This window comes from Phyllobacterium sp. 22229 (genome assembly GCF_052056495.1).
In the GTDB taxonomy this organism is placed as follows: Bacteria; Pseudomonadota; Alphaproteobacteria; order Rhizobiales; family Rhizobiaceae; genus Phyllobacterium; species Phyllobacterium myrsinacearum.
This window is the reverse complement of sequence record NZ_JBQEPA010000001.1, coordinates 1-13,251: the sequence shown is the minus strand read 5'-3', so window position 1 is coordinate 13,251 and position 13,251 is coordinate 1. Positions and strand designations below refer to the sequence as shown.

Below are 13,251 nucleotides of genomic sequence, written 5' to 3'. Positions count from 1 at the left end.
GCGGCCACCGGCAGCGGATTGACCGTCAGCGTAATCATGGCGGGCGGCGACGTTCCGAACGCGTTGCTTAAGGTATAGCTGATGCTGACCGCGCCTGATGCATCGGCTGGCGGCGTGTAGGTAATGGTGGTGCCCGACACGGTCGCGCTGCCAAAAGCCGGAGGGGTAACAATGGCGGCTCCTGTGAAGGGACCGCCGGTGGCGCCGTCCGTCGTGTCAATGGTGGTGGCATGTCCAGCCATCGTTACGGCGCTATGCGCAGCGGCGACCGGGACAGCCAGCGGCGATACGGTAATGGTGACCGTCGCCGGGGCAGAGGTGCCGCCCGGCCCGGTGGCGCTATAGGTGAAGGTATCGGTGCCGAAGAAGTTTTGGGCCGGGGTATACACGGCGTTAAGACCGTTCACGGCCACCGTGCCATGCAAAGGCGCGCTGGTGACGGCAATGGAGGTTATTGGGCCGCCATCGTTGGCAATCACGGGAATGGTGACGGCCTGGTTGGCCAAGGTTGCGGCGGCATCGGCGACCGCAACCGGTACGGCCTGATTGATTACCAATGTGTAGGCCTGAGCGCCGTTGTTACCCAGAATGTCGGTGGCGGTTACAGTGACATTGAACGCCCCAGCCGCAGTGGGCGTTCCCGACAAAACGCCCGCGCTGCTTAACGTCATGCCGTTTGGCAACGCCCCGGATGTGATTGCAAACGTATAGGGCGCGGTCCCGCCATTTGCGGTGAGTGATTGGGAATAGTTGACGCCAGATTTGCCGCTGGAAAGGGTTGATGGCGACAGGACGATGATGACCGGCCGCGCATTGACCACCAGCGAATAATTATTCGTGGCGGAAAACGGCGTGCCGGGGCCCGTGCTGCTGTCCGTCGCCCGCACGCTGAAAGGGAAAGTACCGCTGACAGTTGGCGTCCCCGACAATACTCCTGTCGCAGCATTGAGCGTTATGCCCGCGGGGAATGAGCCGCCCGCGAGCGAAAAGGTATAGGGGGCTGTGCCACCACTGGCAGAGAATGTCTGGCTATAACCGGAACCAGAACTGGCATACGGCAGATTCGACCCTGCCGGACTTAACGTCACTGTTAATTGCGATACAGCCAGTGTGAAAAGCTGGCCGGTTCTGAAGGGGCCATCACCGGTGCTGCTGTCGGTCGCACTCACGGTTATGGAATAGCTGCCTTGAAGCTGTGGAACCCCGGAGATGGTCACGCTGTTCGCAGTTAGTGCAGTGATGGACAAACCAGATGGGATACCGGAGATGAAAAAGCCGCTGTAAGGCTCCTGTCCACCAGAGAAAGTGTAGGTCTGCGTATATGGGGTGCCAACCCGGGCGGAATGCGGTGACGATGGCGTGATAGTAACACTAGGCGGTGAGACCGTCACTGAAACTATGGCTGGAGCCGACGTTCCGTCCAGGTTGGTGGCGGTATAGGTGAAACTGTCAGGTCCGGCATAGCCGCGTACCGGCGTGTAGGTGATCGACGTTCCGGATGCTGACGCAGTCCCATGCGCTGCAGCGCCTGCGACCGCCACTGATGTCGGCACGCCGCCGCCAATACTGAGTGTTACAGAATTGGCAGTGCTGCCATAGTCGACGGTGACCCTTGCGGGATTTGCAACCGGCGCTGTCTGGGCCTGCGACAAAGCGGGCCAGAATACGGCCAAACAGACGAAGAACAGCAATCCCGCCCATAGCGCCGGACGCGCACCACATACCTGCCGGTGGGGGGCCAATCCCTCCGGCCCATTCGATCTCGGCATTGTTCCCCCGCCCCATTGCATCCCCAACGCAACCACCATCCGTAATGTGGGCCGTTCATTCCATCAATACGGCAGATGCCGTAGTTCGCCGCTATTGTGCCGGAAACCGGAGAGACCATGGCAATGGCAGGATGGCTGCCAGCCGGAAACGCAATAGGGCAGCCGTTGGGCTGCCCTATTCTGCAATGATTTCAATCTTGTAGAGAAACCAAATGGTGCGGTCGAGAAGACTCGAACTTCCACGTCTTGCGACACAGCGACCTCAACGCTGCGCGTCTACCAATTCCGCCACGACCGCACTGTGGTAGAAGCCGAACGTGTCGGCTCGCGGCATGTAGCAAATGAATTTCAGTGAAACAAGCCCTGTCGGCAATAAACCCGAATGTTTTTCACAAAGCCCGGTGAAACTTATGCCGCACCCCGCACACTGGAAATCTTCCAGGAAAAAGTCCATATGCGGCTCACCATCTCCATCCCAAGAGAATCGGCGCTTTGATGGCCGCAAACGGCCCCATCCGCCGTCATTCATCCGGGATGAAGCGACAGCCGAAAGTTTGGTTTCCGATCATGAAGAACAACCGCGACGATCTCGCCTCCGCGTTTTTTGCCCAAAGCGATTCCCCGAAGGTGGAGTGGCGCGTCGCCGATGGGCTGACCGATTACGATAGCGCCCTCGTCTTCATGGAAGACCGCGTCGCGGCGATTCGCGCCGGCACGGCCGCAGAACTGGTATGGCTGGTCGAACATCCGCCGCTCTACACCGCCGGCACCAGCGCCAAGGCGGGCGACCTTCTGGCTGCCGACCGCTTTCCCGTCTATGCCACGGGGCGCGGCGGCGAATACACCTATCACGGTCCCGGCCAGCGCGTGGCCTATGTCATGCTCGACCTGAAGCGGCGGCGCGAGGATATCCGCGCCTTCGTGGCGGCGCTCGAGCAATGGATCATTGCCACGCTTGGCGCGTTCAACGTGCGCGGCGAGCGGCGCGAAGACCGCGTCGGCGTCTGGGTGACACGGCCGGAACGCCCGCCGCTGCCGGACGGCTCTCCCGCCGAAGACAAGATCGCCGCCATCGGCATCCGCCTGCGCAAATGGGTGAGCTTTCACGGCATCTCGATCAACGTGGAACCCGAACTCGCCCATTTCGACGGCATCGTGCCGTGCGGCGTGCGCGGCCATGGCGTGACCAGCCTCGTCGATCTCGGCCTGCCCGTCGGGATGGACGATCTCGACCGGGCGCTACGGGACGCATTCGAACCCGTGTTCGGGCCGGTCGAACGCTAGCCGGTCTGCAGAATCAGGCGAATTCCATGATCACCGCATCCACGGCAAGACTGTCACCCTGCTTGGCATTGATGGCCGACACGGTGAGATCGCGGTCAGCGCGCAGGACGTTCTCCATTTTCATGGCTTCGACAATCGCCAGCGTTTCGCCCGCCTTCACCTCCTGACCCTCCGCCACGTTGATCGAGACGATCAGGCCGGGCATCGGGCACAGCAGCATTTTGGATGTGTCCGGCGGCAGTTTTACCGGCATCAGCTTTTCCAGCGCGGCCACGTGCGTCTGCATGGCATGGCCGATCACCGACATGCCCTTCCAGTCGATGCGCACGCCATTGAGCACCGGACGCAACTGCGCCTTCACCGCGCGGTCGTCGATATAGCCGTCCCAGACCGCATCGCCGGGACGCCAGTCACTGCGGATGGTGATGGCTTCGCCGCCATGCAGCGACAGCTCGATCTTGACCGGCGGTTTGGCCACGCTGCGGTGAATTTTCGCGGGCACGTATTCGTCGTTGATCCGCACCTCCCATTCGGCGCGGATCCTGCCCGTATGCGGCCGCAGGCGGTCGCCAAGGCCATCGAGGCGTCCCTTGCGTACCAGTTCCACCACAAGGGCAATGGCGGCCAGCACGTCCCTGTCGGCAGCCGTTGGTGCAATCGGATGGAAGCCGTCGGGAAATTCTTCCGCAATGAAGCCGGTGGACAGCCGCCCTTCCCGCCAGCGCGGATGCTGCATCAGCGCCGCCAGAAACGGAATGTTGTGCTCGATACCGTCAACGACGAACGTATCGAGCGCATCGGCCATGGCATCGATGGCTTCCAGCCGGGTCGGCGCCCAGGTGCAGAGCTTTGCCACCATGGGATCGTAGAACATCGAAATTTCCGACCCTTCCGTCACACCGGTGTCGTTGCGGATGATGGCCTTGCCGACCGGACCTTCGCTCGGCGGGCGGTAGCGGGTCAGGCGGCCGATCGACGGCAAAAAATTGCGGTAGGGATCTTCCGCATAGAGGCGGCTTTCGATGGCCCAGCCGTTCAGCTTGACGTCCGCCTGCTTCAGCGCGAGTTTTTCGCCCGCTGCCACGCGGATCATCTGCTCGACCAGATCGATACCGGTGATCAGTTCCGTCACCGGATGCTCCACCTGCAGGCGGGTGTTCATCTCGAGGAAATAAAAATTGCGGTGCTTGTCGACGATGAACTCGACCGTCCCGGCGCTCTGGTAGTCCACCGCCTTGGCCAGGGCCACGGCCTGTTCGCCCATGGCCTTGCGGGTGGCTTCATCGAGGAACGGCGACGGCGCCTCCTCAACCACCTTCTGGTTGCGGCGCTGCACCGAGCACTCACGCTCGCCGAGATAAATGCAGTTGCCAAAACTGTCGCCCAGCACCTGGATTTCGATGTGACGCGGCTCAACCACGAATTTTTCGATGAACACGCGGTCATCGCCAAAGGAATTGCGCGCTTCGGATGTGGCGCGCTCGAAGCCGTCGCGCACTTCGCTCTCGTCCCAGGCAATGCGCATGCCCTTGCCGCCGCCGCCGGCGGAGGCCTTGATCATCACGGGATAGCCGATCTCACCGGCGATTTTTTCCGCATGCGCACCATCGGTGATGATGTCGAGAAAGCCCGGCACCGTGTTGACCTTGGCGGCATTGGCGAATTTTTTTGATTCGATCTTGTCGCCCATGGCGATGATCGCCTTGGGCTTCGGCCCGATGAAGACGATGCCCTGCTTCTCCAGCGCTTCACAGAAAGAGGCGCGCTCGGACAGGAAGCCATAGCCGGGATGAACCGCTTCGGCGCCCGTCGCCTTGCAGGCGGCGATGATCTTGTCGGCAACGAGATAACTCTCGGAGGCCGCCGCCGGGCCGATATGCACCGCCTCGTCGGCCATCTCGACATGAACAGCATCGCGATCGGCATCGGAATAGACCGCCACCGTGGCGATACCCATTTTCCTTGCCGACTTGATCACGCGGCAGGCAATTTCCCCACGGTTGGCAATCAGGATTTTCTTGAACACTTTTATGGACCTCCCGCACAAAATGCGCCTCTGGTTCTATTGCCAATGGCGGATTTGCTCAACTGCTATTGTCGGTGCTTTCCTGGAAAGCGGACCGCTTAATTGAAAGCGGGCTCCGGCGATTTCTGCTTTTTCCCTTCGCGCCAGACGATATAGGCGCCCGAGGCAATGATGATGGCGATGCCCACCCATTTCGACGCCGTCGGAAACTCCCGGAACACGAACAGGCCGATGATGACGGCCATGACGATTTCCAGATACTGGAACGGCGCCAGGAGCGATGCGGGCGCAAGCCGCGATGCCTGCACCACGAGGAGATGCCCGCCCGTGGCAATCGCGCCAATGGCAAACAGAAGAAACCATGACATGCCGGTCGCGGGCGTGCCCAGCGTCATGTCACTGACGCCGAAGGCCGCGCCGAGGAACAGGGCGACGACCACCGTCACCGTGCCGCCGATGCCCGCATAGAGCTGCATGACCAGCGGCGTGTCGTGCACGCCCAGGCGGCGGTTGAGAATGAGATAGACCGCAAACAGCGCCGCCGTGCCCAGCGGCAGCAGCGAGATCCAGCCGAACAGCTCCCAGCTGGGCTGGATGACGATGAGCGTGCCGATGAAACCGATGGCAACGGCGATGCGCCGGCGCCAGCCGACGGTTTCCTTCAGCACCACGGCCGAAAGCAGCGTCAGCATCAGCGGTTCGACAAAGAACACCGCCATGGCATCGGCAAGCGGCATGTATTTGACGGCGGCAAAGAAACACAGGCTGCCGATGCCCATGAGAAAACCGCGCAGCAGATTGCCCCAGAGATTGTTCGGCTTGAGCGAGCGCATGCCGGTCAGCGCCATGATGATCAGCATGGTCAGCATCGTCTGGACGACGAAACGCGACAGCGTCACCGTGGCGGGCGGCAGGCTGTCCACCGTCGACAGCCATTTGGCGATGGCATCCATCATCGGCAGGATGAACATCGCACCGGCCATCGTTCCGACGCCCCTCATTTGCGGCGAGGTTGTGTTTTCCATGGTGCGGCCTTTCCGGGACAAATGGCTCAGGTGGGCCTTCAGCCATATCGGCTCTGTGAAAAAATGCAATCATCCGCATAATGCAAAATGAAAGCAAAATGCCGCCGGATTTGACTTTTCTGCTTCCAAATGGTGCAAAAGCTTTCGTCTACACTTTAAAAACAAGAAAAAGATGGAGAAACCCATGAATTTCATCTCCAACATCATCACGGCCATGCCCGACACGGACACGCTGGGCGGCCGTCTTTCCCGTGCACGCGACGCCAAATCCATGTCGGTGGCGGAACTTGGCGTGCGTGTCGGCGTCAAGCCGGAAACCATCGCCGCCTGGGAATCCGACCGGTCGGAGCCCGGCGTCAACCGCCTGTTCATGCTGGCCGGCTCGCTCGGGGTGACGCAGACCTGGCTCATTCACGGCGTCGGACAATCGCCCGACGAGAGCGATGCGGCGGACGAAAACCGCCTGCTGAAAAGCCAGATCGCCAATCTCAAGGCCCTGCACCGGGAGCTGGGCGAGCGGATCGAAGAGCTGGAAAAAGCCGTCCTGCGCCTCAAAGCCGCTTGAAACTGAGGGTTTACTTGGGGTTTAACGGCATAGTTCTGTGGTGAACCCCGGAACAGATCGCGAACGCCCATCGCGTTTCCCAGCGAAGCATGTCAAGATTGCTGGTGATTCGCAGCCCCTGTAGCATTGGCCAAAATACGATATGGATGATAATAACGACCTCTTTTCAGCGGTAGTCAAAACAGCCCGGGAACGCCAGGCGGCGGTGGACCAGACCAAGGTCGAACCAGCCGCGACGCCGGTGGCGCCGCCTGTCAAAATCGCCCCGGCTGCTTCCGCGAAGGCGCCGCCGCGCGCGGCGCCCGACGGCAGCTATAACGCCGCGGATATCGAAGTTCTTGAAGGTCTGGAGCCTGTCCGCCGCCGTCCCGGCATGTACATTGGCGGCACGGATGAACGGGCGCTGCACCATCTCTTTGCCGAAGTCATCGACAACGCGATGGACGAGGCCGTGGCCGGCCATGCCAACTTCATCGACATCGACCTCAATGAAAACGGCTATCTCTCGGTCACCGACAATGGCCGCGGCATTCCCATCGATCCGCACCCCAAGTTCAAGGACAAATCGGCGCTGGAAGTGATCATGACGACGCTTCACTCCGGCGGCAAGTTCGACTCCAAGGTCTATGAGACCTCGGGCGGCCTGCACGGGGTCGGCGTCTCGGTGGTCAATGCCCTGTCGGATCATGTCGAGATCGAAGTCGCGCGCAACCGGCGTCTTTACCGCCAGCGCTTTTCCCGCGGCAAGCCGCTGGGACCGCTGGAAGATGCCGGCGAAGTGCACAACCGGCGCGGAACCCGCGTGACGTTCCACCCGGATGCCGAGATTTTCGGTCAGGGTGCGAAATTTGATCCGGCGCGCCTCTACAAGATGGCCCGGTCAAAGGCCTACCTCTTCGGCGGCGTGGAAATCCGCTGGAACTGCGCGCCGTCGCTGCTCGATCCGAAAGACCCGACGCCCGACAAGGCGGTTTTCCATTTTCCCGGCGGGTTGAAGGATTATCTCGCCGCCTCGCTCGGCAAGGATTTTCAGATCACCCGCGAAATGTTCGCGGGCAAGACCGAAAAATCCGGCGGGCACGGCGCGCTGGAATGGGCGGTGGCCTGGTATGGCGGCGACGGTTTTGTCAATTCCTACTGCAACACGATTCCCACGGGCGAAGGCGGCACGCATGAGGCGGGCCTGCGCATCGCCCTCACCCGCGGCCTGAAAGCCTATGCGGAGCTGACCGGCAACAAGCGCGCCTCGATCATCACCACCGATGATGTGATGATCTCGTCGGCGGCCATGCTGTCGGTGTTCATCCGCGAGCCGGAATTCGTCGGCCAGACCAAGGACAAGCTGGCCACGGTCGAGGCGCAGCGCATTGTCGAAAACGCCATCCGCGACCCGTTCGACCACTGGCTTGCCGCCTCGCCGCAGGAGGCGTCGAAGCTGCTGGACTGGGTGGTGGAGCGTGCCGACGAGCGCGTCAAGCGCCGTCAGGAAAAGGAAGTCAACCGCAAGTCGGCGGTGCGCAAGCTGCGCCTGCCGGGGAAACTCGCCGATTGCACCCAGACCGGCGCGCTGGGCGCTGAAATCTTCATCGTCGAGGGTGATTCCGCTGGCGGATCGGCCAAGCAGGCGCGGGACCGCGCCACGCAGGCGGTGCTGCCGCTGCGCGGCAAGATCCTCAACGTGGTCAGTGCCGGCCGGGAAAAGATGACGGCCAACCAGCAGATCGGCGACCTGATCCAGGCGCTGGGCTGCGGCACGCGGTCAAAATACCGCGACGAGGATTTGCGCTATGACCGCGTCATCATCATGACCGACGCCGACGTCGACGGCGCGCACATCGCCTCGCTGCTCATCACCTTTTTCTACCAGGAAATGCCTGACCTCATCCGCAACGGCCACCTGTTCCTCGGCGTGCCGCCGCTGTACCGCCTCGCCCAGGGCGGCAAGGTCGCCTATGCCCGGGATGACGCACACAAGGACGAACTCCTGCGCACGCTGTTCACCGGCAAGGGCAAGATCGAGATCGGACGCTTCAAGGGCCTTGGCGAAATGCGCGCCGACCAGCTCAAGGAAACGACCATGGACCGCCGGAAGCGCACGCTTTTGCGGGTGCAGATCGACGAGGAATGGATCGAGGAAACAAAACTCGCGGTCGATGACCTGATGGGCACCAAGCCGGAAGCCCGCTTCCGCTTCATCCAGGACCGTGCCGCCTTCGTGGAAGAGCTGGACATCTGAGTTTTGGCGATGGAACCTGTTTCAAATGGCGGTGCTTTGCATCGCCATTTTGTTTTGGGGGGATGCGCCCATTAGCTCTCACCCCCCCTCTGGGCTGCCGCCCATCTCCCCCACAAGGGGGGAGATCAGCTTTCATCATTGTTCAGGCCAATTTCCAACGCCACAGAACAAGCAAAGCCGTTAATGCCGATGTGATCTCCCCCCCTTGTGGGGGAGATGTCCGGCAGGACAGAGGGGGGTAAAACGTCATTTGGCTGAAACTTATCCACCACGTCCCAACCTCGCTCATTCCCGGTGTGTCTTTCCGGCGGGAACGCTTCCTCACCCCTCAAGAGTCGGGAAAAGGAAGCGCGGCAGACGGAGCGGCGTCACGCACTCATTTGTGCCTTGTGCGAATACGATCAAGCATGTCAGCAATCACGTGATGCGGCTTTGATTTCATTATGGAATGCACGCCATCAATGCAATCTATCGTATAGGTATGATATTCATCATAGGTGTCATAACCCAAATATCCCAATATAGATGTGTCATCCAAAAAACAGACACCGAATGTTTTCCGGCCGCCATCAAATAGAGAATATTTCACATTGCACGATTCATGCACAACTGGCATGCGCACCAAATGAACCCCTTGTGATCTTATGGATTGATCATCGTTAAGCCACGCATAATGCGTATAGGTATGGACATGGTGAACATCGTTGATATTCAGGATGTCTTTTTCTCCATAAATTGACAGAAGTTCCCTTTCGGCATCCCCTGTCAAATGTATGTTTTTGACTATTTCCACTGACTATCAAACCTGATCTAGCTTATATGCTGGGCTTGTTGGAGGGCCATGCGAGTTCCGCTTGATGCCGCAACTGAGGGGCCGCGAACCATGGGCTTGGCACCTGATTATAGCTTGTTTGAATATTTTGAGCGAACCTGATCGAGCATTTCGGCAATCAACGAAACGTTTTCCGAACTCGTAATGAGATTTATTCCATCAACGTAATCAATGACATAGCTATATTTTTCGTTGTAGGTAAATATTCCGATATAGCCCTCTCGACAAGGATTGACGCCGCTAACCCTTACGCCAAAAATCTTCTGGTTATTATCAAAGTACGAAAATACATAATCATTGGCATCCTCAAAAAACTTTTTATTCTTTTGGAAAATAAAATATCCACGCCTTTCAATTAATTTCGATTGATATTTCAGCATATCTTCAAAGGAAGAACCTCCTTTAAAAATACCTCTATACTCATACACATTTATATAGTTCGCATCTTCATATTTATTTATATTACAAATATCATAGTTTGACAGAAGATGATTTAGAGCATCATCCGTCAAAGCTATGTTTTTTACCATTTTCATCAAATGCAAAACCTACATTGTCCGAGGCGCTGCTGTTGTTGGAGGACATTCGCAGCCGATCGGATGCGGGCCGTAATCAAAACCACCAATCGCCGCCCCATACGAGATCGAGTTCGGCCTCCGTCAATTCACGCATGTCATCTCCTTTCGCAAAAGTTCGAACAGGATGGGTGTCGCGCTCAAAAGATGACTGAATTTATCCATTTTTAAAACTCGCAGTCCTACCTAGGAAGCGAACCACGCGTGATGGTCCTGCCAGCCCGTTCGAAAAATCACGCCAACTTATCCACGCTCTCCCATCCTCGCTTATCCTTCTCCTCGTCCTTTCCGGCGGGAATGCTTCCGGAAACCTTCGAAAGTCGGGAAAGGGCCGGCACTTCATTCCGCAGGCAAAACCTGTAGGGATGAGGAGGTTGCGCTGACGCTGTGCGCGTTTCTGATGAGGAAACAAGGCAGAACAGGCAAGACCTGAAATCGCCGGGGCGGGTGGTCCCAGGATCGCAAGCATAGCATACGAACTACCCTACGACCCGCGTTCCCAGGGACCGCCCGTCTTTCCTCTTTTGCAATGGCCAGATGCGATCGCGGGCGTGGCAAGGCAATGCCGCGCCCGGCGCATATGCAAAGGGCGCCGTTTCCGGCGCCCCTGATACGAAGACAAATTGTCTAGATGTGCAGCGCGTGGCCCAGCGCCTTGAGCGCGGCTTCCTGAAACCCCTCGCCCTGCGTCGGATGCGCGTGGATGGTTCCGGCGATGTCTTCCAGCCGCGCGCCCATTTCCATGGCCAGCGCAAACGAAGCCGACAATTCGGAGACGCCATGGCCGACGGCCTGGATGCCGAGGATGAGATGGTTGCTGGCGGCGGCCACCACCCGGACAAAACCCTCCTCGCCTTCCTTGGTCATGGCGCGGCCATTGGCGGCAAAGGGGAACATCCCGATCTTGACCTCGTGCCCGGCCTGCTTGGCCTCGTCGGGCGACAGGCCCACCGAGACGATTTCCGGATCGGTGAAGCAGACGGCGGCAATGGCCCGCTTGTCCCAGCTGCGGTTTTCGCCCGCGACGATCTCCGCCACCATTTCGCCCTGCGCCATGGCGCGGTGCGCCAGCATCGGCTCGCCGGTGACATCGCCGATGGCGTAGACGCCGCGCATGGAGGTGCGGCACTTGTCGTCAATGCGGACAAAGCGGCCATCCATGTCGATGTCGATCTCTTCCAGCCCCCAGCCCGCGGTGACCGGCTTGCGCCCGACCGTCACCAGGATCTTGTCGGCGGCAATGCGCTCGTCCTTGCCGTCGGCGGTTTCGATCAACAGCGCATCGCCTTTGCTGCTGACCCCCTTGGCCTTGGCGCCGGTCAGGACGGTGATGCCGAGCGTGTTCAGGTGCTTGACCACCGGGCGCGTCAGCTCCGCATCATATTGCGGCAGAACCTTTGACTGGGCTTCGACCACCGTGACCTTGGAGCCAAGCTTGGCAAAGGCCGTGCCGAGTTCGAGGCCGATATAGCCGCCGCCGACCACGACGAGCTTTTCCGGAACGTCCGGCAGCGAAAGCGCTTCGGTCGAGGAAATGACATTGCCGCCGAATGGCAGCGAGGGCACCTCGACCGGCGCCGACCCCGTGGCGATGACGACGTTTTCGGCGCGGATGATCTGCAGGCCGGTCAGCGTTTCCACCTCGATGGTCTTGCCGTCGCGGAAGCGCGCCTTGCCGGTGACGATCTTGACATTTGCCTTCTTGAGCAAACCGGCGACACCATTGTTGAGGCGGCTGACAATGCCGTCCTTCCAGGCGATTGTTTTGCTGAAATCGATGGCCGGTTCGGCAAGCGAGATGCCGAGCGGCGTCTGCCGGGCGGCGAAATGCGCCACCTTGGCGAATTCATCGGCGGCGTGGATCAGCGCCTTGGACGGAATGCAGCCGACGAGCAGGCAGGTGCCGCCGACCTTCGCCGCCTCGACGATCACCGTATCGACATTGAGCTGTCCGGCACGGATGGCGCAGACATAGCCGCCGGGGCCAGCGCCGATGACCAGCAGCTTGCAGGAAATATCTTTCATCGGATCACCCCTCCACGAATATCAGCGCTGGCGTTTCGAGCAGCGTCTTGATCCGCTGAATGAAGACTGCGGCGTCCCAGCCGTCGATCACCCGGTGATCGAAGCTTGAGGACAGGTTCATCATCTTGCGCGGAATGAAGGCCGCGCCGTCCCATACCGGCCGGGTCATCATCTTGTTGACGCCGATGATGGCGACTTCCGGATAGTTGATCACGGGCGTCGTGACGATGCCGCCCATGCTGCCCAGCGAGGTGATGGTGATGGTCGAACCGGTCAGCTGCTCGCGCGTTGCCGTGCCGGTCTTGGCCGCTTCCGCCAGAAGATTGACTTCCGCCGCACAGCCCCACAGATCGCGCGCTTCCGCATGCTTGACCACGGGAACCACAAGGCCGGACGGTGTCTGCGCGGCAATGCCGATATGCACCCCGCCATGCTGGTGAATGACATTGGCATCATCGTCATAAAGGGCATTCAGCTGCGGCTGTTCGGCGATGGCTTTCACCATGGCGCGCATCAGGAACGGCAGCAGCGTCAGTTTCGGCTGGTCGGCGCGCTTTTTGCCGTTGAGCAGGGCACGCAGTTCCTCCAGCGAGGTAACGTCGATCTCCTCGACATAGGTGATGTGCGGGATGTGCGATTTGGCAATCGCCATCTTTTCCGCAATCTTGCGGCGCAGGCCCACCACCTTGATCTCCTTGACCGACGTGTCCGGCGCAAGACCGGAGACCACGGGCTTTTGCGCACCGCGGGCAAAGAAACTGTCGAGATCTTCATGGGTGATGCGCCCGGCCGGACCGGTGCCGGTCACCTGGCGCAGGTCGACGCCCGCTTCCCGTGTTCGACCTCGTAAAGCCCATAGGCAATGCGCGGGGAATAGCTGACGGCGCGGTTGCCCGGGATGGTCCACGGCGTCG

At 59.8% G+C, this 13,251-nt stretch carries 10 protein-coding genes, 1 tRNA gene and 1 pseudogene; 3 read left to right on the top strand and 9 right to left on the bottom strand.

Annotated features, from left to right (window positions below):
- From ACTJJ7_RS00060 to ACTJJ7_RS00050, 3 genes are all read right to left on the bottom strand, one after another.
- Window positions 1-1,691, bottom strand: a 1,691-nt coding sequence (locus ACTJJ7_RS00060) for a putative Ig domain-containing protein (RefSeq protein ID WP_440964675.1), incomplete at its 3' end; no start/stop codon positions are given.
- Between the two features lie 291 nt (window positions 1,692-1,982).
- Window positions 1,983-2,067: transfer RNA gene (locus ACTJJ7_RS00055), tRNA-Leu, on the bottom strand.
- Window positions 2,032-2,223, bottom strand: coding sequence for a hypothetical protein (locus tag ACTJJ7_RS00050; RefSeq protein ID WP_207223270.1), 192 nt, complete (start codon window positions 2,221-2,223; stop codon window positions 2,032-2,034). Before ACTJJ7_RS00050 ends, ACTJJ7_RS00055 begins: the two co-directional genes overlap by 36 nt.
- A 113-nt stretch (window positions 2,224-2,336) precedes the next feature.
- Here ACTJJ7_RS00050 and lipB point away from each other — a divergent pair, with 113 nt between their 5' ends.
- Window positions 2,337-3,053, top strand: coding sequence for a lipoyl(octanoyl) transferase LipB (gene lipB, locus ACTJJ7_RS00045; RefSeq protein WP_440964673.1), 717 nt, complete (start codon window positions 2,337-2,339; stop codon window positions 3,051-3,053).
- 13 nt (window positions 3,054-3,066) lie between these two features.
- Here the strand turns inward: lipB and ACTJJ7_RS00040 are convergent, their stop codons facing one another.
- Both ACTJJ7_RS00040 and ACTJJ7_RS00035 read right to left on the bottom strand, forming a co-directional pair.
- Window positions 3,067-5,079 (bottom strand): acetyl-CoA carboxylase biotin carboxylase subunit, encoded by a 2,013-nt coding sequence (locus tag ACTJJ7_RS00040; RefSeq protein ID WP_130269237.1) that lies wholly within the window; start codon window positions 5,077-5,079, stop codon window positions 3,067-3,069.
- A 98-nt stretch (window positions 5,080-5,177) separates the two neighbouring features.
- Entirely contained in the window at window positions 5,178-6,104 is a 927-nt protein-coding gene (locus ACTJJ7_RS00035; protein WP_440964671.1) for a DMT family transporter, read from the bottom strand.
- Between the two features lie 184 nt (window positions 6,105-6,288).
- Here ACTJJ7_RS00035 and ACTJJ7_RS00030 point away from each other — a divergent pair, with 184 nt between their 5' ends.
- Window positions 6,289-6,669: a helix-turn-helix domain-containing protein gene (locus ACTJJ7_RS00030; protein ID WP_105732964.1), complete on the top strand. Its 381-nt coding sequence runs from the start codon at window positions 6,289-6,291 to the stop codon at window positions 6,667-6,669.
- A gap of 142 nt (window positions 6,670-6,811) precedes the next feature.
- Window positions 6,812-8,905 (top strand): DNA topoisomerase IV subunit B, encoded by a 2,094-nt coding sequence (gene parE / locus ACTJJ7_RS00025; protein ID WP_130269235.1) that lies wholly within the window; start codon window positions 6,812-6,814, stop codon window positions 8,903-8,905.
- Between the two features lie 376 nt (window positions 8,906-9,281).
- On the opposite strand, the gene ACTJJ7_RS00020 is transcribed toward parE, so the two are convergent.
- The 4 genes and pseudogenes from ACTJJ7_RS00020 to ACTJJ7_RS00005 form a co-directional block, all read right to left on the bottom strand.
- Window positions 9,282-9,698, bottom strand: coding sequence for a hypothetical protein (locus tag ACTJJ7_RS00020; protein ID WP_130269233.1), 417 nt, complete (start codon window positions 9,696-9,698; stop codon window positions 9,282-9,284).
- A 107-nt stretch (window positions 9,699-9,805) separates the two neighbouring features.
- Window positions 9,806-10,273, bottom strand: a complete 468-nt coding sequence (locus tag ACTJJ7_RS00015; protein ID WP_440964668.1) for a hypothetical protein — start codon at window positions 10,271-10,273, stop codon at window positions 9,806-9,808.
- Window positions 10,274-10,939: 666 nt separating this feature from the next.
- Window positions 10,940-12,337 carry a dihydrolipoyl dehydrogenase gene (gene lpdA / locus ACTJJ7_RS00010; protein ID WP_440964666.1) on the bottom strand — a complete coding sequence of 466 codons (1,398 nt, stop codon included), beginning with the start codon at window positions 12,335-12,337 and terminating at the stop codon, window positions 10,940-10,942.
- A 4-nt stretch (window positions 12,338-12,341) separates the two neighbouring features.
- A pseudogene (locus ACTJJ7_RS00005) lies at window positions 12,342-13,190 on the bottom strand (dihydrolipoamide acetyltransferase family protein); the annotation flags it as partial.
- Window positions 13,191-13,251: the final 61 nt, after the last annotated feature.